General features: G+C 44.2%; 19 protein-coding genes, 2 pseudogenes and 2 riboswitches. Of the genes and pseudogenes, 15 read left to right on the forward strand and 6 right to left on the reverse strand.

Annotated elements, in window-relative coordinates; translation table 11 throughout:
* Positions 1-278 precede the first annotated feature (278 nt).
* The 5 genes and pseudogenes from E3K36_00620 to nadB all read right to left on the reverse strand — a co-directional run bounded on the left by E3K36_00620 (position 279) and on the right by nadB (position 5,823).
* A pseudogene (locus tag E3K36_00620) lies at positions 279-489 on the reverse strand (type II toxin-antitoxin system HicB family antitoxin).
* A 30-nt stretch (positions 490-519) separates the two neighbouring features.
* The gene (locus E3K36_00625) at positions 520-1,197 is read right to left on the reverse strand and encodes a hypothetical protein (GenBank protein ID MCF6153765.1); all 678 of its coding nucleotides are present in this window, start codon (positions 1,195-1,197) and stop codon (positions 520-522) included.
* A 242-nt stretch (positions 1,198-1,439) separates the two neighbouring features.
* Positions 1,440-3,503, reverse strand: a complete 2,064-nt coding sequence (locus tag E3K36_00630) for a hydrogenase iron-sulfur subunit (GenBank protein MCF6153766.1) — start codon at positions 3,501-3,503, stop codon at positions 1,440-1,442.
* A 54-nt stretch (positions 3,504-3,557) separates the two neighbouring features.
* Positions 3,558-3,971 carry a YjbQ family protein gene (locus E3K36_00635; protein MCF6153767.1) on the reverse strand — a complete coding sequence of 138 codons (414 nt, stop codon included), beginning with the start codon at positions 3,969-3,971 and terminating at the stop codon, positions 3,558-3,560.
* 235 nt (positions 3,972-4,206) lie between these two features.
* Entirely contained in the window at positions 4,207-5,823 is a 1,617-nt protein-coding gene (gene nadB / locus E3K36_00640; protein MCF6153768.1) for an L-aspartate oxidase, read from the reverse strand.
* A 364-nt stretch (positions 5,824-6,187) separates the two neighbouring features.
* On the opposite strand from nadB, the gene E3K36_00645 reads away from it, so the two are divergent.
* The 5 genes from E3K36_00645 to E3K36_00665 all read left to right on the forward strand — a co-directional run bounded on the left by E3K36_00645 (position 6,188) and on the right by E3K36_00665 (position 15,825).
* Positions 6,188-7,768 carry an AAA family ATPase gene (locus E3K36_00645; protein MCF6153769.1) on the forward strand — a complete coding sequence of 527 codons (1,581 nt, stop codon included), beginning with the start codon at positions 6,188-6,190 and terminating at the stop codon, positions 7,766-7,768.
* A gap of 467 nt (positions 7,769-8,235) precedes the next feature.
* A riboswitch (cyclic di-GMP riboswitch) is annotated at positions 8,236-8,347 on the forward strand.
* Between the two features lie 101 nt (positions 8,348-8,448).
* Positions 8,449-9,198, forward strand: a complete 750-nt coding sequence (locus tag E3K36_00650) for a hypothetical protein (protein MCF6153770.1) — start codon at positions 8,449-8,451, stop codon at positions 9,196-9,198.
* A 381-nt stretch (positions 9,199-9,579) separates the two neighbouring features.
* A riboswitch (cyclic di-GMP riboswitch) is annotated at positions 9,580-9,695 on the forward strand.
* Between the two features lie 82 nt (positions 9,696-9,777).
* Positions 9,778-12,051, forward strand: a complete 2,274-nt coding sequence (locus E3K36_00655; protein MCF6153771.1) for a polysaccharide biosynthesis protein — start codon at positions 9,778-9,780, stop codon at positions 12,049-12,051.
* A 244-nt stretch (positions 12,052-12,295) separates the two neighbouring features.
* A complete protein-coding gene (locus E3K36_00660) occupies positions 12,296-12,541 on the forward strand; it encodes a hypothetical protein (GenBank protein ID MCF6153772.1) in 246 nt (81 codons plus the stop codon).
* A gap of 758 nt (positions 12,542-13,299) precedes the next feature.
* Positions 13,300-15,825, forward strand: a complete 2,526-nt coding sequence (locus E3K36_00665) for a DUF4388 domain-containing protein (GenBank protein MCF6153773.1) — start codon at positions 13,300-13,302, stop codon at positions 15,823-15,825.
* Positions 15,826-15,875: 50 nt separating this feature from the next.
* On the opposite strand, the gene E3K36_00670 is transcribed toward E3K36_00665, so the two are convergent.
* Positions 15,876-16,088, reverse strand: coding sequence for a hypothetical protein (locus E3K36_00670; GenBank protein ID MCF6153774.1), 213 nt, complete (start codon positions 16,086-16,088; stop codon positions 15,876-15,878).
* 368 nt (positions 16,089-16,456) lie between these two features.
* Between E3K36_00670 and E3K36_00675 the strand changes: the two genes are divergently transcribed.
* From E3K36_00675 to selD, 10 genes and pseudogenes are all read left to right on the forward strand, one after another.
* Positions 16,457-16,702, forward strand: coding sequence for a nucleotidyltransferase domain-containing protein (locus E3K36_00675; protein ID MCF6153775.1), 246 nt, complete (start codon positions 16,457-16,459; stop codon positions 16,700-16,702).
* A complete protein-coding gene (locus tag E3K36_00680) occupies positions 16,695-16,880 on the forward strand; it encodes a hypothetical protein (GenBank protein ID MCF6153776.1) in 186 nt (61 codons plus the stop codon). The genes E3K36_00675 and E3K36_00680 overlap by 8 nt, the downstream gene beginning before the upstream one ends.
* Positions 16,881-17,084: 204 nt before the next feature.
* Complete coding sequence (tmk, locus tag E3K36_00685; GenBank protein MCF6153777.1) at positions 17,085-17,771, forward strand: dTMP kinase; 687 nt, start codon at positions 17,085-17,087, stop codon at positions 17,769-17,771.
* 507 nt (positions 17,772-18,278) lie between these two features.
* Positions 18,279-19,598, forward strand: coding sequence for a GTPase (locus E3K36_00690; GenBank protein MCF6153778.1), 1,320 nt, complete (start codon positions 18,279-18,281; stop codon positions 19,596-19,598).
* The gene (arcC, locus tag E3K36_00695) at positions 19,595-20,551 is read left to right on the forward strand and encodes a carbamate kinase (GenBank protein ID MCF6153779.1); all 957 of its coding nucleotides are present in this window, start codon (positions 19,595-19,597) and stop codon (positions 20,549-20,551) included. The genes E3K36_00690 and arcC overlap by 4 nt, the downstream gene beginning before the upstream one ends.
* 305 nt (positions 20,552-20,856) lie before the next feature.
* A pseudogene (locus tag E3K36_00700) lies at positions 20,857-21,991 on the forward strand (Fic family protein).
* Between the two features lie 196 nt (positions 21,992-22,187).
* A complete protein-coding gene (gene tdh / locus E3K36_00705) occupies positions 22,188-23,216 on the forward strand; it encodes an L-threonine 3-dehydrogenase (protein MCF6153780.1) in 1,029 nt (342 codons plus the stop codon).
* Positions 23,217-23,294: 78 nt separating this feature from the next.
* Entirely contained in the window at positions 23,295-24,473 is a 1,179-nt protein-coding gene (locus E3K36_00710; GenBank protein MCF6153781.1) for a glycine C-acetyltransferase, read from the forward strand.
* 114 nt (positions 24,474-24,587) lie between these two features.
* Positions 24,588-25,082, forward strand: coding sequence for a hypothetical protein (locus E3K36_00715; GenBank protein ID MCF6153782.1), 495 nt, complete (start codon positions 24,588-24,590; stop codon positions 25,080-25,082).
* A gap of 171 nt (positions 25,083-25,253) precedes the next feature.
* The gene (selD, locus tag E3K36_00720; protein MCF6153783.1) at positions 25,254-26,228 is read left to right on the forward strand and encodes a selenide, water dikinase SelD; all 975 of its coding nucleotides are present in this window, start codon (positions 25,254-25,256) and stop codon (positions 26,226-26,228) included.
* Positions 26,229-26,242 lie beyond the last annotated feature (14 nt).

The raw sequence follows: 26,242 nt of genomic DNA on the forward strand, positions 1-26,242 counted from the left end.
TAAAATCATTCCCATTTCATGCCTGTTTATATGGATTTCACTTACAGGCAACTCAAGATTATTCGTAACACTTTATTTTTTTGAAAAACTATCAAGGCAAAGCCTTGTGCTGATTTCGCCCCGGAGGGGCAAATTGCTCATAGGCAGGCAATTTATTGCCTGTGTTAAGAGAAAGATAAAAATAAGCCCTGTAGGGGCGAATGAAAAAAATACAGGCAATAAATTGCCTGCCTATTGCCTCACGTCCCTATAGGGACTTAAAAAGCACAACTCATTTTTCAAAAAACTAAACTGTTTCGATTATTCTTTAATCTGAAGACAATCCATTCTTCCAATGCTTCTCTGAGTTCCTCTCTGTATTTTTCAAGGGTTTTTGCTTTTCCCCATACACCCTGAAAGCCAGAAATCTCCCACCCAGTATGTTCCTTCGTCTTCGATTATCTCATAGTGGGCAAGCCCCATTGTCTTCTGAATATACACGGTTAACATGGCATGTTTCTCCTATAAAATAGGACGGTTTTATTGCTTTTTCATGACCAGGTGTTCAAGAACCATCTTCCGGGGATGGTTTTCCATACCCGTGGTCCAGTCCTTTGGGGGTACAATCCTCTCCATCGTCGCTAAAAGCTGCTGGGTGTCCAGCTGGTCATATATCTGATGCCACACACAGGGTGTCTCTTGCGAGACCTCGCACTTCCCGTTTTGTGAACCGCCGCACGGGCCGTTCATGAGGCTTTTTGCACACCGGCTTACCGGGCACAGCCCTCCCGTAGTTCCCAGGATACAATTCCCGCAACCGGCACACCGTTCCCAGAAGATGCCTTGTTCGACAGGTCCTCCCATAAAGGTGGTATTTACCCCCGGGAATATCCTGATCCCGGGGAATTTTTCGGCCATGTACTGCACGCCGACACCACAGGCAATGGAAAGGACGGCATCACAGTCTTCAATTACTTCTTTAATATCATCAATAAATTCCCACTCACACTGCCTGAGTGTGGAATCTTCTTTCACTTCAATCTGTCTGCCTTCTAATTTCGCAGCAAGACGGAGTTGCGCAGCAAGCTCGGTAACCTGTTTCTCGCCACCCGTATGGCATATGGTCACACATGAACCGCATCCCAGCACACAAACCTTCCGAAACCCGGAAAGCATCTGTTTGATTTCTGGAAATGGTTTTGATGATGCTACAATCATTTTGTATATATCCTAGCCCGAACAAGTCGGAAAAGACAAAATCCGAAACACGAAATTCGTGAGTTAACCCTGTCAGGGTTTAAAACCCTGACAGGGTTAATTTTACTCATAATTTTTGTTAAAAATGTCAAAATTATCTTTGGAAGATACTAATCTTTTAATCGACAATGAAACTTACCCTATAAATAGTTTAACAAAATATTGTTTCTTTTGCGATTTATTGTTGCATGCATACTAGTTCTTTATAAATTTCTCAGTTCTTCAACCATTCTGGACGCAATTTCAAGGATCTCTTTCCCATCTTGTGATGAAACAAAATGGGTCTGAAATCTTCTGGTATCTATTCCCAATCCACTCAATAATTGACCGGCAAATCTTGCCCGTCTTTCAACCCATTCCTGTTCTTTGCAAAAATGACAGGTATCTCCCTCGCATGCCGTCACCAATACCCCATCAGCGCCCCACTCAAAGGCATTGAGATATAAGGAAGGGTCCACTTTACCCAGCCCCAGAACACCCACCCGCCTGACATGTTTCTCCGTCAAACTCTTTGTTATGCCTTCGTTATAGGTACCGTATTGACAATAAAAGTTAATAATCAGTGGTTCCATACCCTGGAGAGACTTATCCAGAAAGACGGCCTTTAGCGTATCTTCACCGCGGTCTTCTAAGGGTGTTTTAAAACTGATGGCCTTCGCAGGACATTCCACAATACACAAACCGCAGGATTGGCAGTCGCCGTCAATATACGCCGTGGTGTCTCCCCTTTTAATTTTAGGCACTTCAAAAGGACATATCCTCACGCAGGTGAGGCATCCCACGCATAAATTATCATCCACAAAGGCGCCAGCGCCGCAGTTCATGCACCGCTGCGCCTCCTTCACGGCTATATTTAAGGGAAATCCCAGCTCTACCTCATTAAAGGTTTTTAGCCTTTCATCCAAAGGCATGGTAGGCATCTCTTGCTTCTGCTCTTTCTTGATAAGAGGGATTCTGGATTCAGCCACATCGGGCACTGCAGGCTTTTCTGCCCATTTCTCGTCTTTTACCGCTGCATTTCTTAAGGCGTTATGGATGGCAATCGCCGCCTTTTTCCCCTGGGCCATACTTTCAGTCATGGTTCCCCGGCCTAACACGACATCACCACCTGCATAGATACCATGCACAGAAGTGCTAAAGGTATTTGGGTTGACGATGATCGTGCCGCCGCGCGTGATTTGAATACTTTCCTGCCCTTTCAGGAAAGAGAGATTTGATGCCTGACCAATTGCAAGGATGATAGTATCCGCCTCAATAACAGACTCTGAGCCTTCATAGAAGGCGGGATTGAACCGCTTTTGTTCATCAAAAACATATTTCACCTTAAGGGTTTCCAGTCCGGAAACCCTTCCGTTCTTTCCGAGGATACGTTTCGGGCCTACGGAGTTGTAAAGCGCCACCCCTTCATGAACAGCCTCCTCGATTTCAAAATCGGTTGTCGGCATTTCCTTGCGTGACTCGAGGCAGGCGACGGATACCTTACCTACCTTCAGGCGCAAGGCCGTTCGTGCACAGTCCATAGCAACGGCTCCACCGCCTATTACCAGCACATTCCCGCCGATTTTGGCGCTCCCTGTGGTATTTACTTCGTTTAAAAAGGATACGCCTTTGAGGACGCCTTCAAGTTGCACCCCTTCGATATTCAGGCTACGGCTCTCTGGCAGGCCCACACCGATAAAAACGGCCGCAAACCCATCCTTTTTCAAACTGTCGAAGGTAATATCTGCACCAAATGTCGTGTTGTATTTAATTTCGACTCCCAAATCTTTAATAAATTCAACGTCATTATCAATGGCCGTTCTTGGTAAACGATAGGTTGGCACACCCATGCGGAGCATGCCACCCGGAGTGGGATTGGATTCAAAGATGGTGCATGAATAGCCCAAAAGGGCCAAATCATTCGCAGCGGCAAGTCCAGCCGGGCCGGCGCCAATGATGGCAATTTTTTCAGGATATTTTTCGCTGGTTGTTTTCCCGGTTGCCTGGGAAAAATTATCGCCGAGGAAACGCTTGAGCCATGCAATTGCAATCGGCGCCTCGGTGCTATTCCGACGGCATTTTGTCTCACAAGGATGGGTACAGATACGGCCACATGCTGAAGGCAGCGGATTTCTCTCCCTTACCAGTCTGAACGCCTCTTGAAATCGCCCTCTGGCAATGAGCTGAACATAATCGCGGGCATCCTGCCGTATCGGACAGGCCAGGATGCACGGCGCCTCTTCATTTATTTTTTTGTCAGGCGCCGCACATGTATTCGTTATTGTCATAGCCAAGTTTTATAGAGTTAACAAGTTTTCAGAAATTTACGGCAAAAAAATTTATTATTCCCCCATCACTTTAATAACCAGTCGCTTGCTGCGCTGACCGTCAAATTCGGCATAAAATACCTTTTGCCATGTGCCGAGGTCTAATTTCCCGTCAGTTACCGGTATGACTACCTGGTGCCCGATAAGAAGATTTCTGAGATGTGCATCACCATTCACCTCTCCTGTCCGGTGATGATAGTAATCGTGACCCTCAGGAATCAGTTTCAGGAGCCACTCTTCAATATCACGATGAAGCCCCGGTTCGGCATCGTTAACGAAGACCCCTGACGTTATATGCATGGCAGAAACCAAAACCATACCTTCTTTAATGCCACTTTTCTGAAGTACGTTATCGATGTCTCTCGTAATGTTTAGAAACTCACGACGCTTTCTGGTATTAAAAGTCATGTATTCGGTCAGAAATTTCATGGGGAAAACCTTATTATTGAGATGCTCAGAAATTTAAAATGAGGCTGGGTTTTAAAAGACAAAATCCGGCAACTTTTTACCCACCTCCTCATCCCCTCCCAAGCAGGGGTTTCTCAGATTCAGTTCATCAAATACTAAATTTTATCAGTAATTTTAAGCTATTCAAGGAAATTTCATTATTTTTTAGCATACTCCGTTTTTCATTACCGGCAGGACTTTTTCCCTTCGGCTTAAATCAGGACTTCGCCTTTTTTATGGTGATATGCCTTTTCCAGCGGAGATTATCCGCCGCGGGATGATCTGATCGGTGGTGGACCCCGCGTGATTCCTTCCGCTTCAGGGCTGATGAAACAATAAGCCTGGAGACGAGAATCATGTTCTGCAACTCCCACCCCGCAGGGCTGGAAAATTCTTTGTCCATTACATAGCTGCCCCACATTTCGATCATTTCTTCGGCCTCAAGCAGGTGTCTTTCGTCGCGCTCGATTCCCGCATCCCTCCACATGAGGCTTTTTAAGGAATTTCGGATATCATTCAGATCCAACCAGCTAATCTTTGATAAACCCATAGATTCCCGGATGGTATAGGGGACCAATTTCCGTGCACTCTTCTGGATTGACTCGCAGGCATCTTTTCCTGCTATATAGCCCGTTACCAGCCCTTCAAGAAGGGAATTGCTGCCAAGCCGGTTGGCCCCGTGCATACCGGTACAGGCCGCTTCGCCACAGGCATAAAGCTGCCTGACGGTAGTCCTGGAAAATTGGTTGGTCTTGATACCGCCGATCATATAATGGGCGCTGGGGCGCACAGGTATCAGATCCCTGGCAATATCAATTCCAAAGGAAGCGCAGATTTCTTTGATCTTCGGGAAGCGGGTGTAAAGCCGTTCTCTTGGAATATGACGGACATCGATATACACATTTGTATGGTCGGTCTTTTGCATTTCTTTCAGGATACTCTGGCTCACTACGTCTCTGGGTGCAAGTTCTGCCTGTGGATGATACCCCGGCATGAACCGTTCCCCCCTTTTGTTTCTTAATATGCCACCCTCACCCCGCACGGTTTCTGTAATGAGAAACCGTACAGCTCCGGCAATATAGAGGGTTGTGGGGTGAAACTGCACAAACTCCATATCCTGAAGGGCGGCGCCGGCCCGGTAGGCCATTGCCAGTCCATCGCCGGTGGCCACATCGGGATTGGTTGTCTCCCGGTAGACCTGTCCGCACCCTCCGGTGGCCAGAATCGTCTGTTTTGCCCAGATTAAGGTGGTTCCCTTCTTTGCGTGCCAGACAATAGCGCCGTGACAAATACCGTCTCTGGTAATAAGGTCAGTAGCAAAGGTATGTTCGAGCACCGTAATATTCTTCTTTTCTTTCACATGTTGTATAAGTGCGTGCTCGACTTCCCTTCCGGTTGAATCGCCCCGGGCACGGATGATGCGCGGGAAACGGTGTCCCCCTTCCTGAGTAAAGATCAAACGATCATCCTCTCTGTCAAATGCTGCACCCCATTTGGTCAGTTCATGTACCCTTTTCGGGCCTTCGCCGATAATTGTTTTTACCGCCGCTTTATCACACAAGCCCTGCCCGGCATCCAGGGTGTCTTTTATGTGTTTCATTATGGTATCACCGGCAGATAATACCACGGCAATACCACCCTGCGCATAGGTGGTGTTATTTTCATCAATCTTTTCCTTGGTAACAACCAGTACTGAACAATGTTTTGATGCCTCTATAGCAGCGCTGAGTCCCGCCACTCCGCTTCCTAATATCAATATATCAGTAAAGACGTGCGACGAGGTATGACTGTCAAAGGAAAAGAGATGCCTTTTGGGTTCTGTGTATTTTTTCATGAAAGGATTTTATCCCCTGTGAATTTGATTGTCAAAGAAAACCCATCCTACCCAAATAATTTACCACCTGAATATCCTGATATCTTTGATAAGTGTGTCATGACACACTTATGTGGCGTTGCATTTGTGTGCCATGACACACTTTTTTATTCATCTGATGAAATCAGTTGCCATTTATACCATCCCTCGCACATTCGTAACATTCTAAAATTAAAGTATTACAGAACAACTTCCAGGGATTTCCCCATTTGCCCAACTATTGGCCTTGTTTTTGCTTGTTTGATAGAAAATGAGAAAATTATGCATATTTTTGCAACATGGCCTTTGTTTTTTTCTGGTTCCACGCCTGTGAAATGAATAAAAAATGATCGATTGGACGAGGATTGTAGAATCACACGTCGTCAGGATATTCAGGAAAACCTGTTACGAGTGGTGGGGTATCGACATCCAGTTTTATGATGAATCTGGCAACCACCAAAACGCCAATATGTCTTTCCGGAACCCCGTCTGCAGCTTAATCCATTCAGTACCAAACGGGGCGAAACGTTGCTCCCAGACATACCGGAAAAATCTGAAAAAATTCAGAAAAAAACAAGAGCCGTTTTATTGCCAATGCTTTGCCGGTTTCCAGGGATTTGCCGTTCCCATCCTGGTGAAACAAAAATATATGGGAGCTATGATTGCTTCCGGCATCTGCATATTTGAAAAGGATGACCCCCTGCAAAAGAAGTATAAAGAAACGCTCGGAGAACTCGGTTTTGACCGTATGGAACTGGACTCATGTTACAAGAGACTGAAAACGATAGACCTGCACAAGAAGGCATATTTGGCTGATTTTATGAAAATTGTTGCCGAAGATGTCGTTGCCTTTTATGAACTCTTACAGGAGGCGCAGACCTTTACAAAAAAACAATCCTTTCTTTTGGAAGGTATCTACAAAGAAAAGTATAAGGGAATCATTGGTACCAGTCCGGCAATAAAAAGGGTGTTTGATACCTTGGAACTCATTGAGCGGAGTGAAAGTCCTGTCTTAATCGAAGGGGAAAGCGGCACCGGAAAAGAGCTCATAGCAGCAGCCATACATTATAACGGTCAGCGCAGGGATAAAATATTTGTTATTCAGAATTGTTCTGCATTCAGTGATACCCTGCTCAATTCAGAATTATTCGGACACGAAAAAGGCTCCTTTACCGGTGCCCTCTCAGAGAAAAAAGGCCTCTTTGAAATTGCAGATAAGGGGACATTATTCCTGGATGAGATTGGAGATATGAATATAGACATCCAGGCAAAGCTCCTGCGGATATTGGAAGACGGGTCATTTTACCGGGTGGGAGGCACAGAACAAAAAAAGGCAAATGTCAGAATTATTGCCGCAACAAATAAACCCTTAAAAGAACTTATGAAACAGGGTCTCTTCAGAAAAGACCTTTTCTACAGGATTAACACGATCCATATCACCCTGCCGCCGCTGAGAGAGAGAAAAGACGATATCCCACTCCTGATCAATCACTTTCTGGACTATTGCATCATCTCCTGCAATGGAGGCAGGAAGGAGATACATCAGGAGGCGAGAGAACTCTTGCAGGCCTATCACTGGCCGGGCAATATCCGCGAACTGAAAAACCTGATTGAGCGTTTAGTCCTTTTGGCCGGCACCAGCAATATGATCGGAGTCCAACACATTCCCAGGGAAATCCTGGCAGACGTGCATCCTTCCTTACATGCTCATGACCGTACGATGCCAGCCAGACTCGCCGATGCCCTCGGGGTGCTTGAGAAAAATATGGTCTGTGAGGCCTTAGCACGGGCGAAATGGAATAAGACGCTTGCTTCAAAAGAACTTGGCATCAGTCGTGCAAGCCTGAATAACAAGATCGCGGAATTCAATATCCAGTCCAACCCACATCTTCAGAAAAACGTAAGAAAAAGTACGTTACCCTGTTAGCATTCCAACAGTTGCCATATCTAATTAATTTATTACAACTTACTGATTTGTTTTTATCGATTTTATGATACTTGAGTGTTAGATACGTAACATCATATTTCGTATTTTTACCTTCTCAAGGATATCTAAAAGAAGGTTCAAGATTGGCATTGCGTGCAATATATTGTATATAGTTTTACTTGTTATACTATGTATAGCACAATAAAGATTTATGGAGTTTTACATCATGGCCTCTTTCCCAAATTCTCTCGTGATTTTCTTGCTGATATTTATAACCATCTTTTAATAGGACACGTATGATTTATTTTTATATAAAACGCACTTTTGGTTTCATTTTTGTTTAGGAGGGGATTGTGTGTTGTTGGTTATTATTACTTACCGAAGCAGGATAAATAAAAAGGAGAGGTAAGCATAGTGCAATTTTGTTGTTTTTCGTAAATAACCGGTCATACCCGGTTGAATATATCACCCGACAAAGGCAAACCACGGGTGACCGTGGGGCGCAAAGTAACAGGGTCTTCGTAGGGGCGTATTGCAATACACCCATGCCTCCGATAAAAAGACAGCCTTACTGCCGAAGGTGTTTTTCCAATGATACTATCTTTGCAGTAAGGCTTTTTTGTTTTTGGAATATCGAAAGTTTTTAAGAAAAGTTTATTCAGTCAAGGAAGACCTGTTTTATGTCGAATACGAACCACATCTTTCCGGCAGGCAATCCAAAGATAGAAGTTACCGAGGTCATTGGGGGATTAATCGGCAATGGGACATTGGAGATTCAAAAACATTTATACAGATGTTTGGATGAAGGCAGATGTTATCAGATCATCGACCTTGAACACGTAAACCAGATTGACGGGTTAGGGATGGCTTTGATTGAAAATTTTATTTCTCGCGGTTTAGAGATTCGACTTATTAATGTGAAGCCTGAAGTAAAATCCATTATCTGGATGGCAAAAAAGGAGTCTTTGTTCCGGATAATGTATAACGAGAGAGATCGGACTAAAGCTGCTTCCCTATTTGAAAAGGATATTTTAGAAAAAAAGGGTATTCCCGGGGATGATGTTCTTAAAAAACGGCTGCATCTTCGGGTCAACACCTCTTTGCCTGCTGAGTTTAAACTTCGTAAAGATCATGTAAACGCCTCAATCAGGGCAAATATCCTGAACCTGAGTGAGGGCGGTGTACTGGCAGGTCACATGGTTGCTACGAATGTAAATAGGGAAGAAATTGTCAATTATCATGGGATAGTTGGGCAAGAGATCTCCGATTTGAAGTTCAACCTCAATGGTGATTCGACGTCGATAACTACCCTGGGAAGATGTACCAGGGAGTTTACGATCGGGGAATCACTCTATGCAGGGATACGCTTTGAAGAGATAAGTCAGAGACACAGAGAAATTATCCGAACCTTTGTGGATGCCCATAAATAATCTTGCCGGGTTTCTAAAAAAATGCTTTGTGACAGTATATAGAGGCAATTCATGAATTGCCTCTACAGGTACATAGTTATAGTATTGGCGCGAAAATACCCCTCACCCAGCACCTTTCTTACAAGGGACGAGGGAACTTTCCCTCCCTTGACGGGAGGGATTAAGGGAGGGTGATATATTTTGATGTCCTTTTGTGAGCCTGCGGCTCATGATTGTTTACTGTGGAAAAACTTCTTTTTTTGGGAAGTTTTTTACCACCCCTTGCTCCCCTCCTTCGCAAGGAGGGGAGCAAGGGGAAGTCAATTTGTTTGCAGCTTTGCTACGCTACGTTATTACAGGAATTTTTCAAAAAACTAAACTATTACTAAAAAAATAGATATAGCACGACAAAGGCAAACCACGGGTGACCGTGGGACGCAAAGGAAAGGATCTTACTAAGCGGTTTAAACAGTTTGAACGGTTTAAGCGGTTTAGTGGAAGATAGCCTTACTGCCGAAAGATGTTTAACATAATTATCTTTGCGGTAAGGCTTTTTGTTTTTCAGGAATTACGATGAAGGCGCTTGAGTGCAAGAAAACCATGAACGATCATGAGCAACAGGATGATTCACGATTTTTTCCCCGGGGTTTTTATCACAACCTGATGCATCCTACGCATCTCAAACGTTTTCTTTTTTTCCTGATCTTTGACTCTGCAATTATTGTGTTTTCACTCTATGTCTCTTTCTCCATGCGTTTCGAGTTTATCATCCCTTTTGAATACAAAGTCCTCTTGCTGGAAGCATTGCCGGCTTTTCTTCTGATAAAGCTGGCTGCATTTCTGTGCTTCAAAATTTATAAAATCACCTGGAAGTATGTGGGCCTCAGCGATCTTGTAAACATTGCCATTGCTCAGACGGCGTCGGTATCCGTGGTACTGATGCTTATTTTGATTCCCATGCCCTCATGGTTTCATCCGGGTATTCCGGGTTTCTTTTCTTTTAACATGCATCTCAATGGATTCCCAAGAAGCGTCTTTCTCATCGACGGGATTGTCTCCTTTGTTTTATTCTGCGGACTGAGGTTCTCGAAAAGACTATTTTTTGAAATTATTCACAAAAGAGCAACCATACATTCCGGCAAGAAAACACTCATTATTGGCGCCGGAAACACGGGAGACATGATCGTGCGGGACATGAAAAGGCAAGGGTATTGGGATTATTACCCCATAGGAATGCTGGATAACAACAAAAATAAGGTGGGGACATGTATCCACGGTGTAAAAGTACTCGGCACGACAAACCAATTAAAGGATGTTGTCTCTCAATATAAAGTCGAGGCAATCATTATAGCCATTCCGTCACTCAATCATAAAATCCTCAGGAAAATTTATGAATCGGCAAAACAGCTCAAGGTAAACACAATAAAGATTGTGCCGGGGATCTATGATTTCCACAGACCGGATATCAACACGAAGAATCTTGAAGATATATGCATTGAAGACCTTTTGGGACGGCAGAAAGTACAAGTAGATTACCAGGAGATAAAAGGCTTTTTACAGAACAAGGTAATCCTTATTACCGGGGCTGGAGGTTCTATCGGCGCCGAACTTGTTATGCAGGTGTGTTCATTCCAGCCCAGACAAATCGTTCTTTTCGATATCGATGAAACCGAACTCCATAAGGTAAAACTACGGCTGGAAAAGATATTCCCGAAGTATTTCCACGGTCAACCTTCACATTCGCGGGCACAGGGGAACGTTGTCTTTATCACAGGGGATATACGGGATGAATATGTCGTCAATGAGACGTTCAGGAAATTTAAACCCCAGGTGGTATTTCACGCCGCAGCCAATAAGCATGTGCCCATGATGGAGATAAATGCCCGGGAGGCGGTCCAGGTAAATATGTTTGGCACCTATCGGGTCGCAAAGGCAGCGGCAGGCCACCACGTCGGGAAATTTATTTTGATCTCCACGGATAAGGCTGTGTGCCCAACCAGTATTATGGGCGCTACAAAGCGCATGGCTGAATATATCTGTACGGCGCTGAACGGCTGTTCGAATACCGGCTTTATCTCTGTGAGGTTTGGCAACGTCCTGGGCAGCCGGGGAAGTGTGTTACCCATATTTCTGGAACAATTAAAGAAAGGCGGGCCGCTCACCGTGACCCATAAGGATGTGCAAAGATTTTTCATGACCATCCCGGAGGCGGTATCCCTCGTACTTCAGGCATCCATCATCGGCAATGGCGGGGATATCCTTGTGCTGGACATGGGGCAACCGATACGCATTGTAACCCTGGCTGAGGAGTTGATACGTATTCATGGGCTCGAACCATATAAAGAAATCGACATAACATTTACCGGCTTGAGGCCAGGAGAAAAGCTCTTTGAAGAAATTCTCACGGCAGAAGAAGGCACGACTGCAAGCAGGCATAAAAAAATATTTATCGCAAAAAACAGCGAACGATACTCAAAAGAGGATATCGAAAAAATGCTCATGGGTTTTGACAAATTGCTCAAGGTATTGCCGGTAACGGAAGATTATGAAATCATCCGGGACGCCCTGAAAATTTATGTAAAGAGCCTCGAAAGAAGGAGGCAAAAAAGACCGCCCTGCGGGTCTGAAGGCATTGCAAACGTGGTGGTATCACAAACCGATGAAGTGGATAGCCGTTTCCACAAAACGCAGTTTGATGAACTCCTGAAGGTACTGCCCCTATTGGAAAACCACGAAAAAATTATCCGTGATACCATAAAAAATTACATAAAAAGTCTTGAAATACGGAGGCAAAAGGTAAATTTCCCGGCACAGCCTGGAATAATGCCGCAGCCGGAGCGGGGCCAAAGCGCGCCTGAAAACCTCAACAGTTAAAGGAGCCACAAAGGCACGAAGAAGCAAAGAAAAAATCCTGGTGTCTTCTGTAGAGCGAAGAGTCTCTTCGCTCTACATTGGAAAAGTAGCTGAAGACCTGATTAAATGTTGAAATTCGATCAGGTAGTCGCATCCCTTTAGGGTGCGTTCCTGGGCATATATAATTTAAAAGAGTGTAACACTTTAGTTTTTTGAAAAACTATCAAGGCAAAGCCTTGTGCTGATTTCGCCCCGGAGGGGCAAATTGCTCATAGGCAGGCAATTTATTGCCTGTGTTAAGAGAAAGATAAAAATAAGCCCTGTAGGGGCGAATGAAGATTATGGATACACAATCGCCTCAATCGTCCCTACGGGACTGTATTTCTCTTTGATAAAAATACAGGCAATAAATTGCCTGCCTATTACCTCACGTCCCTATAGGGACTTAAAAAGCACAACGCATCTTTCAAAAAAACTAAACTGTTTCAAAAGAGTTTATTACAAGTTCTAAAGCCATGAGGCTACCATGTGAAGCGCCGAAGTCCTAATTCAATGGTAAGGAGTTTCAAACAAAAGCGCCTCCCCCTGTCCCCCTCTAGAGGGGGATAAAGGGGGAGGTTCCCCTCACTGAGAGGGACAGTTGGTAATCCCCCTTAATAAAGGGGACAAGGGGGTTGTTTTTAACCGACATTGGTCGTGTATCGAAAAAATCGATGCATAATTTTAATTCAATGACATTGCCCGGGAGAGGATTTAGGGCATAGGTGTTAAGTTAAGCGATTTGAGATGCGTGGACAAAACCATGTTTTTTTGCCTACTTGCGACTCACAAAGGCACGAAAACTGCTGGAGATGTTGCAAGCCATTGTCCCCCGCTGGCGGGGGATTAAGGGGGTGGAATGGCATGAGTGGAAATTCCGGTAATCTTATAACCTGAATATCCAAAAGTTTGTTGAAAAAGTTCCTATGCAATGATTGCTGAACCATTGCCATAGGGTTCAAGCTGATAGCTTGTATTCATAATAAAGGGGTATGGAGATGAAGTCCGGTCCACCCCCTAACCCCCGCCAGCGGGGGACATGTGGGGCGCCTTTCCAAGAGCAAGGAGTTGGTGATAATTATAGGTTCTTAACTTGACACGTATACCCGGTTGCGCTAGAAAATGCCGTCAAAGACATAATGTTACGCACATGAAGATTTCTCCGTGTGTTCTGTGCCCTCTGTGGCTAAAAGTTTGTCGTACGTAAATTCATTTTAAGGAATATGCTTTATGTCTGACCATATACCATTACAACAGGACGTGCATTTAATCGACTACCTCAATGTCATCAGAAAACGGAAATGGGTAGTTATCATTTTCTTTCTGACCGTAGTCACCACCGTTATCGTTGGATCATTCTGTGCCACGCCCATCTATAAGGCAACCACGCAGCTCATGATAGAAAATAATGATTCACTTCTGAATGAAATGGCAGACGTCTCAAAGGTGAATATGAATTCTGATGTTCAAAACAAGAGCTACTACCAGACACAATACAAATTACTGGTGAGCAGGAGCCTCGCAAAGGGTGTCATCGATGAATTAGAGCTCTGGAAGGACTGTAAATTAGAGGATAACAGAAGCGCAAAGGAGCAAGACGCATTGCCTGGCAATTCATCTGACCAATCGGAGATACGGAATGACCCGCGCATCATCAAGTGGTACCTGAAAAATCTGGAGATATCCCCTTTACGCGAGACCCACCTGGTTGATATCAGTTTTCAGCATCCGTCGCCGGAAAGGGCTGCGCTTATTGCCAATACCCATGCCCGTGCGTTTATCGAACGGAACAATCATATCCAGCAACTGGCGTCCCGGCAGGCGCTGGAGTGGTTCAAGGAACAACTTTTTGCACAAAAAATGAAGGTGGGGACTTCACAGAAGGCGGCATACGAATATAAATACAAACAGCTCCGGTCATTCACCATCGATGACGAAAGCATCTTTTCCATACCGGAAGTGGAGCAAAACGTCGTCATCCGGAATCTGCAGGGCCAATTGGGCAAGCTGAAGGCAGAAAAATCGATCCTGGTCACCAGGTATGGTCCCAAGCACCATAAAATCATTGAGATAGATAACAGCATTGGAAAGCTGGAACAGGGGATCATTAATGAGATACAATCGATACGGAAGGCAATCAGGGCGGAACTGAACCGGATCGCCGCGATTGAAAAGATCAACCAGCAAAATCGGCATGTACCCCAAGACAACGTGAAACCTCAAACCGAAAAGGCCATTAACTATGATATGGTGCGCCTGGAGGCCGAAAGCGATAAGGCAATTTATGATGTCCTGCTTACGCAGGCAAAAGAAGTCAACCTGACCGGTAACATGGAAAGGAGCAATATCCGCATTGTGGATGAGGCAGAAGTGCCCACTTCCACGGCCAAACCGCGCATCCTTTTAAATGCCCTCCTGTCTGTTGTGGTGGGACTGACCTTTGGTGTGGGACTCGCCTTTTTCCTGGAATATATGGATAAAACCGTACGAACGCCGGAGGATGTTACCAAACATCTGAGACTGCCGGTACTGGGTGCGATACCCTACGACAAGTCTTTAAACGGGGGCAAAACGCCTGTCCTTCCATGGAACGATGCCCACCACGGCGGGCAAAAACCAGTAAAAGAAGGATATGCATCATATGATATCTCAGGCAGCTTTGTCGCCAGATTACCCCTGATGCAATCAGGCATGCACGGACACGTGTATGTGGTGGAAAGCACAACCAAGGGAGAAGGGAAGACCACCGTCCTGGCGAAGCTGGCAATAAACCTGGCGAAAGGGGGATTACGCGTGGTCATGGTGGATGCCGACCTGTACCATCCTTCACTCCATCAGGTGTTTGGAACAGAGAACGGCGCGAAACGTGGATTGCTCAATGCCATGGAAGGGGTGCTGTCACAGAATATCATGCAGGGCAATTTAAAAAATTACAGTGTGGATGACCTCTTTTCCATCATTGCCCTGAAAAGACTCAGTGGGCAACTCGCCATTAAAAATGATATCCTGAGTATGACTGCCCTCTTTGAAAATGGCCGTTTATTTCATATCCAGAGTAAGGACATTCCGTTTAATAACCGTCTGGGCGCCATGCTCCTCCGCGGGGGGTTTATTACTGATGACCAGTTAAAGGATGCCCTGGAACGCAACCAGCGCACAGGATTTCCGCTCGGATACATCCTTATCAATGCAGGGTACGTGAATCAGGAGCAGCTCAAAGGGCCATTAAAGCTGCAGATGGAGGAACACCTCCAGAAGCTCTTCAGTTGGAAACACGGCACCTTTACCTTTGAACCAGGGAGTTTAGAAATATACGAAGACAAAAAGATTTACTTTGAAGAGGATTACACACCGGTCGCCAGGCGTTTGGGGCATACATCGGGGAGTCGACTGTTGAAGCGTGAGGTGTTTTCTCACGTTCAGCAGGTGAATGGATCTAACATATCACTCTTGCCTGTTGGCGCTGGCCATGTAAACCCCGAAAGCCCCATATACTTTGGGCTTCTCTCAAAATTCCTGTATCTCCTGAAACAGCAATGCGATGTGGTGCTCGTGGACGCCCCGCCGATGATGGAGGCCATGAACACCGCGATGCCGTTACTGGAATTTGCAGATGGAGCAATCTTTGTGATCAAATCAGGGCACGTCCCTATCGATGCCATCAAGAGGGTTACTGCCGGCATGCAGGAAAACAAGACAAAAATCCTCGGCGCCGTCTTAAATCAGGCAAAGACAGGAGGATATTATTATGCATAGTGCATGCTTTCTTTTTGGATTTTGGAAATTATTTGGAATTTGGAAACAGTTTAGTTTTTTGAAAGATGAGTTGTGCTTTTTAAGTCCCTATAGGGACGTGAGGCAATAGGCAGGCAATTTATTGCCTGTATTTTTATCAAAGAGAAATACAGTCCCGTAGGGACGATTGAGACGATTTTGTATCCATAATCTTCATTCGCCCCTACAGGGCTTATTTTTATCTTTCTCTTAACACAGGCAATAAATTGCCTGCCTATGAGCAATTTGCCCCTCCGGGGCGAAATCAGCACAAGGCTTTGCCTTGATAGTTTTTCAAAAAACTAAAGTGTTACTAAAGATAAAAGAACTGAGCGGAAGACCTCAGGATTTGTGCGATATTGAAATGCTGAAAAAACTGAAAAAATATATGGGAGAAGGGAATGGATAAGGGATTTGTTTATATTTTTGAAGACGAGAAAATCATTGAATATATGAAATTATCCACTGAGGATAAATTAAAATGGCTGGAAGAGATCAACGAGTTTACCAACATGGTTTTAAGTGACCGGGAAAAGGAATTAAGAGAAAAATTGAGGGCATGCGAAATATAATAGACGGGAATAAATAATCATGATAACAGAAAGATAAGGAAATAATCATACGGTGTGCAAAAAAATATAATGTTGCTTATGTTATTTTGTTTGGTTCTTCTACACGAAAAGACAGGGGATCTAATGATATAGACATCGGAGTAAAGGGAATAAAACCAGAGTTGTTTTTTAATTTCTATGCGGAGTTATTCAAAAATTTATCGAAACCTGTCGATCTTGTTGATCTGTCTAAGAAATCATTACTTGTTGAGCTCGTGGAAGAAACAGGCGTAAAGATATATGGATAAATTGCCAAAGCAAATTATTGCAGAAAAAGAGTATGTTGAGATGGCGCTGAATAATCTGAAAACGGCTTTGGCAAGAAGAGGGAAAACAGTTATCGAGCTTTTTAAAGAGATGAGCGATATTTTCATGCAGAAAGACTTGACGAAACAGACCATCTTCCTGAATCAGAACACGATGTGAAAGACTGAATAATTTTGTGGTTAGTCTATAAATTAGGCCTTCGGCGACTTTTAAATACAAATTTTTACGACCGTGAGCCACCCCCTTCACCCCCGCCAGCAGGGGACAGATGGTTGTCCCCCTCAGTGAGGGGGATTAAGGGGGAGGAGCTTTTGTTTGAAATTCCTCAACACAAATTGTTTTAAACCAACCGGAGTAAATTGAATGCAGGGAAAGCTCATTGTTATTACGGGAATCGATGGCAGCGGTAAGACGGTGCAGTCAAAGCTCCTGTGCGAACGATTACAGAAAGAAGGATACCCAACCGTTACTACGGACTTCCCTCAATATGGCAAAACTTTCTTTGCTGATATGGTCACAAAATATCTTAAAGGTGAGTTTGGCAATGCAGACTCCGTGAGCCCATACTTAGCATCGCTTCTTTACGCAGGGGATCGCTGGGAGTGCAAGGAACAGATAAACATCTGGCTCAGAGAGGGCAAGATTATTATATCAAATCGTTATGTGTGTGATAATATGGCCCACCAGGGTGGTAAAATTAATAGCTCTGCAGAGAAAGAAAAATTTTTTCAGTGGTTGGATACATTGGAACATCAGGTATTTGCTGTCCCTCGATCGAATCTCAATATTTTACTATACGTACCGGCAGAAATCGCCTATCATCTCATTGAAAAAAAGGAACAACGCGCTTATCTGGCAGGGGAAAAAAAGGATATCCACGAAGAGGATATTAACCATTTACGATATGCACAACAAACCTTCCTGGAAATTGCCAAGGGAAAGAAGGACTGGATAACTATTGATTGCATAGAGAATGGCAAGTTATTATCTGAACAGTCAATTGCAGATAAAGTATGGCGAGTAGTTAAAAATATATTACAAAAACAGTAAGCGGACATCTAAAAATTCCTGGCGCAGCAAAGCCGTAAACAAAACGGACCACCCCTTGCTCCCCTGCCTTCGCAAGGAGGGGATAAAGGGCATGCGTGTTAAGTTAAGCGGTTTTTGGGGTGGTATGGGCAAAACGGAGTTTGTCTGTGCTTTCTTGCACACTACAATAGCTTAAAATCTTGTGGGTACGAGTGGCAACTGTCCCCCGCTGGCGGGGGTAGGGGGTGGAAATTAGAAGAACAACACGACGGATGATTATTTTCCGAGCGCCAGCCAGAAGATGAAGTGTTGCAGAATATAAACGGTAATAAGTAGATGGAGAGAACGGATGGTAAGCACATTTGGAGAAGTCCTGTCCACCCCCTAACCCCCCGCCAGCGGGGGACAAAACGGAATTAATCCAAACAAGGGGTTGATGATAATTATAGATTCTTGACTTAACATGTATGGGATAAAGGGGTTATAAAAAACTTACCGAAAAAAGAAGTTTTTACAAAGTAATACCATATGGCAAACAGAAAAAAAGTCCTTATTATGGGAGCGGCAGGTCGTGATTTCCATAATTTTAATGTCTGCTTCCGTGACAACCCCGAATACGAAGTAATTGCATTCACGGCGGCGCAGATACCGAATATCGCCGGAAGGAAATACCTATCTTCATTAGCTGGTAAACTGTATCCATTCGGAATTCCCATCGAACCAGAACAAAACCTTTCGTCTCTCATAAAATTACATTCGATTGATGAAGTAGTATTTTCCTATAGCGATGTATCACACGAATACGTCATGCACAAGGCAAGCCTTGTGAATGCTTCGGGCGCACAGTTTACCCTCCTTGGTGCAAGGCAAACCATGATTAAAAGCAAAAAACCAGTTATTGCTGTCTGTGCAGTAAGAACTGGCAGTGGCAAAAGTCCTGCCTCGCGAAGGGTCTGCGAGATTTTAAAAGGAATGGGGAAAAAGGTCGTTGTTATAAGACATCCGATGCCGTATGGTGACCTTTCCCGGCAGCGCCTGCAGCGGTTCGCTTTCTATGACGACTTTCTGAAGCATGATTGCACCATCGAAGAGATTGAAGAATACGAACCACACATAGAACAACACACGGTCGTGTATGCGGGTGTAGATTATGCAGCAATTCTTGCAGAGGCCGAAAGGGAGACTGATGTTATTGTATGGGACGGTGGCAATAATGACACCCCTTTCTACGTGCCCGACATCCATATTACCGTTGTTGATCCGCACCGGCCCGGACATGAACTCATCTATTATCCCGGAGAAACCAACCTTCTCATGGCAGATATTGTTGTGATTAGCAAAGAAGACACTGCAAAGCCAGAAAATATAAGCCTTGTTAAAAGACATATAAAACAGTCAAATCCAGAAGCTGCCATTGTAGATGCCGCATTACCGATAAACGTTGAAAAACCCGAACTCATAAAAGGCAAGCGTGCACTGGTTATTGAGGATGGCCCAACCCTGACACACGGAGGTATGTCATTCGGCGCCGGAGTTCTTGCTGCAAAACAGTATGGTGCAATGGAGATCGTCGACCCAAGGCCTTACGCGGTAGGGTCAATTGTCGAAACTTTTGGGAAATATCCACAGATGGGCAACCTCTTACCCGCCATGGGTTATGGGCATGCGCAGATGGAAGAGTTACGTGAAACGATACATCGCACTCCGTGTGACATCGTAATTATCGGCACACCTATCGACTTAAGAAAACTCATACCCATCGACAAACCAACCGACCGGGTTCGGTATAATTTACAGGAAATAAGTACACCTACACTCAAAGAACTCCTTGAAACAAGGCTACGATGAAGAAAACCAAAGTTGTCGTCATTGCCTTAGGAGGAAATGCCCTTATCAGGGAGGGACAACAGGGCACGATTGCAGAGCAATTTGAGAATGTCCAGAAGAGTCTGGATGGCATTATCTATTGCTTAAAGCAGGGCTTTGAGGTAGTCATTACCCATGGAAATGGACCCCAGGTAGGTAATCTGTTACTCATGGTAGAGGCCAGCCGGAATCAGGTACCAGAACTTTCCCTGGGTGTTTGTGTAGCCGACACCGAAGGTGCAATAGGGTACATGATCCAGCAGTCCCTAACCAATCGTTTACGAAAAGAGGGGATCGGCAGATGCGTTGTTACCGTTTTGACGCAGGTCATTGTTGATAAACTTGACAAGGCATTTTCAAATCCCACCAAGCCCATTGGACCCTTTTTTACGAAAGAAGAAGCAGAGAACTTTCGCCGGGAGAAAGGCTGGCATATTGGAGAAGACAGCCACAGGGGATACCGTCGGGTAGTTCCTTCGCCCAACCCACTGAAAATTGTGGAAGAAAGGGCTATAAAAACCCTGTTAGAGGCTGGCGAAATTGTCATAGCCGCTGGTGGAGGTGGTATCCCTGTTATTCTGAAAGAAGACGGAGATTTAGAGGGAGTTGACGTTGTTATTGATAAAGACCTTGCCTCCAGTGTCCTGGCACGGGATATGAAAGCTGATTGTCTCATGATGCTTACCGGAGTAGAACACGTCTTTTTAAACTTCAAGCAATCGAATGAGCAGGCATTAAGCAGGTTGACAGTAAATGAAGCCCAAAGATATTTCCAGGAGGGCCATTTCCCTCCGGGAAGTATGGGACCGAAGATTCAGGTGGCCATGAATTTTTTAACCTGGGGCGGTGAGCTGGCAATCATCACTTCCATTGACAAGGTCAAAGATGCCCTTGATGGCCGTACTGGTACAAAAATTATAAAAAATTCAATTTGATAAAGAGGTTTGGTCGTGGTTTTTCCCGACAAAATCTTCAGCAAATGTGGCAATGCTATCGGGTGATTCCCGTGGTCAGGATCTCACTTCAAATCAGATATGCACGATTGAGAGATGCCTTTAAAACTGGTTGGGGTGTAACAGCACAAGGGCAATTTTCTATAAGTGCTGTAATCTTCTCGATACTAACAAAACATATATTAAATAATAGCGCTGCAATATTTAATATATATCGGCATATTAAAAGATATTTGATATATTTTTAATATGAATTTTCTTATTAAAAGTTTTATCAACCATCAAATATGAAAGAAAACACATTTTTGTCCGGTACTTGCAAACAGCAATATAAATATAAAAGTTTTAGCCCTTCATTTATCAATAAACCTTTTGAATGGTGTGATGCAAAAATTACTATTCTTTTGGAGGAGGCGGGACGGTTGCTGGGAGAGCTCAATGCCTATTCACTCCTTGTACCGGATGTTGATTTTTTTATTCGAATGCATGTGGTTAAGGAAGCCACTACTTCAAGCCGTATTGAAGGTACCCGAACAGGAATCGACGAAGCACTTTTACCGGAAGAAGAAATTGCCCTTGAAAGACGCAATGATTGGGAAGAAGTGCAAAACTATATCCAGGCAATGAACTATGCTATTGCCGAACTTGAGAAGTTACCGCTCTCTATGCGACTTTTGAAAGAGACTCATAATAAACTGTTTTCAGGCGTACGAGGAAAACATAAAAATCCGGGCAAAATAAGAACAAGTCAGAATTGGATCAGTGGATCAAGTTTACGGGATGCCTTTTTTATTCCTCCTTATCAAAATGAGCTTCCTGAATTGTTAAGTGACCTGGAAAAATTCTGGCATAATCAGGAATTGAACATTCCTCATCTGATTAACATAGCAATGAGCCATTATCAATTTGAAACTATCCATCCCTTTTTAGATGGTAATGGGAGAATCGGGAGGCTACTTATTACCCTGCAACTGGTCGAACGGGGAATTTTGCGCAAACCTACATTATATCTTTCTGATTTTTTCGAACGAAACAAAGGTTCTTATTATGATTCACTGGCACTGGTTCGATCATCAAACAATATCGAACAATGGATTAAATTCTTTTTGTCTGGAATTATAGAGACCGCCAAAAACGGAGCACAGACTTTTGGAAGTATTATTACGCTCCGTCAGAATTATGAAGCGAAGATAGTAACCCTTGGAAGACGGGCAAAAATAGCGCAGGAGTTGTTAAAACTCTTATTTTCCAGGCCAATAGTGAATGCTAATCAAATTGCCGAAAAGCTCAAAATAACATTTCCTTCTGCCAATGCGCTTGTAAAAGATTTTCAACGATTGGGTCTTTTCCAGGAAATTACCGGATTTTGCCCGCAACCGATTATTTGCCTTATCAGAGTATCTTAATTTATTTAAGCGATAATAGAATCGACCGAAGGTTTTTATTACTGCATGGGTGACAAAAGCTTGCCGATCATATTCTTATTCTTGCGATTGATAGATGGTACGAGGGCCTTTTTTAAAAGGGGAATATATGACATATGTAATTGTTTCTAGGCTTGCTCATATACTTCTTATTCTAAAGTAATATATTTATATTTTGAAAGAGATTTTTACAGATGAAGGCAGTTGTTAAAACGAAACGTTCAAGGGGTATGGAGTTTGTGGATATACCCACTCCGAAGATTGGATCAAAAGACGCGCTTATTAAGGTCAGGATTGCCTCGATCTGCGGTACGGATGTGCATATCTATGACTGGACGCGCTGGGCGCAGCACCGCTTTGCACCACCGCGCATTATAGGACACGAATTCGTGGGAAATGTTACAAAGGTTGGGGAGGAAGTGACGCAGGTAAGAGTTGGAGACCGGGTTTCAGCAGAAAGCCATCTTACCTGTGGGTATTGTTACCAATGTGCAAACGGATATTCGGAGGTCTGCAGAAATTTCAAATTGTTGGGCGTTGACCATGATGGTACCTTTGCCGGGTTCCTCGTCTTGCCTGAACACGTCTTGTGGAAAAATGATGAAAAAATTCCCGATGAATGGGCAACCATCCAGGAACCCTTTGGGAACGCCGTTGATACTGTCCTGGCTGATAATATCTCGGCAAAAACAGTCTTAATCCTCGGTGCGGGGCCGATCGGACTCTTTGCTACCGGTATTGCCAGGGCATGTGGCGCCTCATTGATCATCGTTTCTGACCCAAACAATTACCGGCTGGCTATCGGCAAAAAGATGGGGGCACATATTACGGTTAATCCCAGAAAACAGGATATTACCCAAATTACCCTTGAGGCAACAAAAAATAACGGGGTGGACGTTGTCCTTGAATTTTCTGGCAATAACCAGGCACTCAATCAAGGTCTGAAAGTCATTACCCCTGGGGGGAGAATCTCGATCTTGGGTATTTATGAAAGGCGCGTTAACATCGACCTGAACAAGGAAGTTATTTTCAAAAAAATCCGTATTTATGGAATAACGGGGCGGAAAGTATTTTCTACCTGGTACAAGACCTCGCGCTTCTTATCCTCAGGACTCGTTGATCCAAGCCCGATTATTACTCATCAGCTTCCCTTAAAGGACTATGAAAAGGGCATGAAACTCATGAAGGAAGGAAAGTGCGGGAAGGTTGTTTTAAATGTTTAAAAGGATTGTTTAGTCATGAAGACACACGAATAAAAAATATAAAAACAAAAACATCGCGGAAAATTATTGAGGTATTCTATGGACAAACTTCATTTTATTACCGAAGAACTCGGCAAGTTAAGAGAAACGGGATTATTGGTTCACATTCGCACGATTGAGGGGCCTCAGGGATCATGGATTACTGTTGACGGAAAAAAAGTATTTAATCTCTGTTCAAATAACTACCTGGGTTTTGCTAATAATCCTCAGTTAAAATCAGCCGCACAAGAGGCCATCGAAACTTATGGTGTAGGACCCGCAGCGGTAAGGACCATTGCCGGGACAACAACACTCCACAAAGAACTCGAAAGAAAACTTGCGCTCTTTAAGGGGGCCGAAAGCACCGTATCCTTTCAATCCGGATTCTGTGCAAACCTGGCGGTTATCCCTGCAATCGTTGGGGAAGGTGACGTTGTCTTTTCTGATGAACTCAACCACGCAAGTATCATTGACGGATGTCGCCTTTCCAAGGCCAGGATTGTTCGATATAAGCACTGCAATCCCAAAGACCTTGAATTAAAAATATCTGGCGAAAAGAATATGATGCGCAAGCTTATTATTACTGACGGTGTTTTCAGTATGGAGGGAGATATTGCGCCATTACCGGAAATCGTGGATGTTGCTGAAAATTTCGGAGCCATTACTATGGTGGACGATGCACACGGTGAAGGGGTATTGGGAAGAGGTGGCAGAGGCATAGTCGATCACTTCAATCTCCATGATAAGGTTGATATCGAGGTGGGCACAATGTCAAAGGCATTCGGTGTGGTGGGAGGATACATTGCAGGAAGCAAAAGATTGACGGATTTTCTGGCACAAAAGGGCCGTCCCTTCCTTTTTTCAAGCGCCGTCACTGCACCCGACGTGGCAGCATGCATTGCGGCAGTAGATACTTTGACCAATTCAGACTCACTGGTCAGGCAACTCTGGCAAAATACCGCTTTTTTCCATGAAAAAATGGGGCAAATGGGGTTTAACCTCGGGAATACGAAAACACCTATTACCCCTGTTTTAATAGGGGACGCTAAAATAGCAAAAGATTTTAGCCAAAGGTTATTTGAAGATGGCATCTTCGCCCAGGCTATTGGTTACCCTACAGTACCCATAGGCAAGGCGCGCATTCGCGTGATGCTTTCAGCCACACACAGCAGGGAAGATCTCACATGGGCGATAGAATGCTTTGAAAAGATTGGGAAATCACTGGGAATACTGCCATGAGGATATTCTTTCTATTGATTTTTAGAAGAAAAGTATTTAGTATGCAGAATAATATCTGTTTTCGTAATTCTTAATTTTTGTTTCTTTTTTTATAAAGTTTTTGGGTGTTTTATTATGAAGAAATTTCTTATTGTACCAATTGCAATCGTATGTATGTGTATGTTTGGTTGTGGCAAGGAAGAAACGAAGGTGCTAGAGGAAAAACTTGTTTCTCCTGAAAAGAAGCGAACTGAATCAATCTCACACGAAGAACTTGGTTTTATCAAGAATGAGCAAGGTTTCATAGTACACATGAAAGACATCAAGGTGTTGTTAAAACATTTGTCAACATCGATTCATCAGCAGGACTGGGAGGCTATTAAAAAGGACACAAAAAAACTCAAAAATGCAAGCCCTGTGGCCTTCACAGAAGCTGACAAAAAAGACCTGCCGAAAGAGTTTATCAACCTTGATGTCAAATTCCACATGAGCGCCCTGGAGTTGATCAGCGCCTGTCAGGAGAAGAATAAAGACAAGGCCACGTCTGCCTTTTTTAAGGTAGTGAACAGTTGTGACGAATGCCACGCCAAATTTAATCCCAAAGAGGCATCTACTTCGTGGTTTCAATAAACGTAACAAAAATGAATCATTGAAATTTGGGAAATTGGAATTTATTTGTTATTTGTTGCTTGGTATTTGCCATTTCTAAGAGAGGGGGTGATCTCTGTGGTTTGGGGAAAAAAGCGATTGATTGATTATGCTACCTGCGGTGGGTGAGCAGGCAAGATCCCCGTCGAAGACATGGCGTACGTAGTCAAACATTTACCCGATTACCCAAATGATCGTGTACTGGTTGGCCCAAAGACCTTTGCCGATGCCGGCATTTATAAGATTAACGAAGATCTGGCGCTGGTAGAGACCCTGGATTTTTTTACGCCGGTGGTAAACAATCCGTATGATTATGGACAGATTGCCGCTGCCAATGCCTTAAGTGACGTTTATGCCATGGGTGGCAAACCCCTTACAGCCATGAATATACTCTGTTATCCCTTAAAATTTCTGGATAAAAATATTTTGGTGGAAATACTCAAGGGGGGCGCAGACAAGGTCAATGAGGCAGGTGCAACGGTTATTGGCGGCCACACCCTGCAGGATAATGAGATCAAATATGGATTATCCGTTACAGGAACCATTCACCCCGATAGGGTCGTCACCAATGCAGGCGCCAGGGCAGGTGATGTGCTGGTATTGACAAAGCCTCTCGGTACAGGGTTGATCATCTCGGCGATCAAGGCCAACAAGGTTTTTGAGGAAGATATAAACCTTGTTACCAGGAGCATGTGCCAGTTAAACAAAACAGCGTCAGAAACGATGCTGGAGGTAGGAGTCAGCGCCTGTACGGATATCACCGGATTTGGCCTTATGGGTCACGCATATGAGATGGCAGAGGCCAGCAAGGTAACACTGTCCTTCTTCGCCGAACGCATACCGGTGTTTGAAGGCTGCGAACGCTATGTCAAGATGGGATTGGTACCGGGGGTATCAAAGCTCAGTAAAAAATATCTGAAGGATGCCATTACCATCGATTCCACAGTGCCGGAAGCGTTGATTGACATTCTATTCGATGCACAGACCTCCGGCGGTCTGCTTATTTCGCTTCAAAAAGAAAAAGCGGAGGCGCTCTGTACAAAGCTTCGGGAAAGAGGCACCATGACCGCGAATATCGTTGGCGAGGTAGGTGAAAGGAAGAACGTGTCTATCATCGTTACACCATGAGCATTCCCTGAAGA

The organism is Candidatus Brocadia sp. (genome assembly GCA_021646415.1).
GTDB lineage: Bacteria > Planctomycetota > Brocadiia > Brocadiales > Brocadiaceae > Brocadia.

What these genes read in the sequence shown, in the direction of transcription:
- E3K36_00715 (MCF6153782.1), top strand. Translation starts at nt 24,588, where the DNA reads ATGAAGAAATTTCTTATTGTACCAATTGCAATCGTATGTATGTGTATG.
- E3K36_00635 (MCF6153767.1), bottom strand. Translation starts at nt 3,971, where the DNA reads ATGAAATTTCTGACCGAATACATGACTTTTAATACCAGAAAGCGTCGT.
- E3K36_00710 (MCF6153781.1), top strand. Translation starts at nt 23,295, where the DNA reads ATGGACAAACTTCATTTTATTACCGAAGAACTCGGCAAGTTAAGAGAA.
- E3K36_00625 (MCF6153765.1), bottom strand. Translation starts at nt 1,197, where the DNA reads ATGATTGTAGCATCATCAAAACCATTTCCAGAAATCAAACAGATGCTT.
- E3K36_00630 (MCF6153766.1), bottom strand. Translation starts at nt 3,503, where the DNA reads ATGACAATAACGAATACATGTGCGGCGCCTGACAAAAAAATAAATGAA.
- selD (MCF6153783.1), top strand. Translation starts at nt 25,254, where the DNA reads ATGGCGTACGTAGTCAAACATTTACCCGATTACCCAAATGATCGTGTA.
- nadB (MCF6153768.1), bottom strand. Translation starts at nt 5,823, where the DNA reads ATGAAAAAATACACAGAACCCAAAAGGCATCTCTTTTCCTTTGACAGT.
- E3K36_00665 (MCF6153773.1), top strand. Translation starts at nt 13,300, where the DNA reads ATGTCTGACCATATACCATTACAACAGGACGTGCATTTAATCGACTAC.
- tmk (MCF6153777.1), top strand. Translation starts at nt 17,085, where the DNA reads ATGCAGGGAAAGCTCATTGTTATTACGGGAATCGATGGCAGCGGTAAG.
- tdh (MCF6153780.1), top strand. Translation starts at nt 22,188, where the DNA reads ATGAAGGCAGTTGTTAAAACGAAACGTTCAAGGGGTATGGAGTTTGTG.
- E3K36_00650 (MCF6153770.1), top strand. Translation starts at nt 8,449, where the DNA reads ATGTCGAATACGAACCACATCTTTCCGGCAGGCAATCCAAAGATAGAA.
- arcC (MCF6153779.1), top strand. Translation starts at nt 19,595, where the DNA reads ATGAAGAAAACCAAAGTTGTCGTCATTGCCTTAGGAGGAAATGCCCTT.
- E3K36_00690 (MCF6153778.1), top strand. Translation starts at nt 18,279, where the DNA reads ATGGCAAACAGAAAAAAAGTCCTTATTATGGGAGCGGCAGGTCGTGAT.
- E3K36_00680 (MCF6153776.1), top strand. Translation starts at nt 16,695, where the DNA reads ATGGATAAATTGCCAAAGCAAATTATTGCAGAAAAAGAGTATGTTGAG.
- E3K36_00655 (MCF6153771.1), top strand. Translation starts at nt 9,778, where the DNA reads ATGAACGATCATGAGCAACAGGATGATTCACGATTTTTTCCCCGGGGT.
- E3K36_00645 (MCF6153769.1), top strand. Translation starts at nt 6,188, where the DNA reads ATGATCGATTGGACGAGGATTGTAGAATCACACGTCGTCAGGATATTC.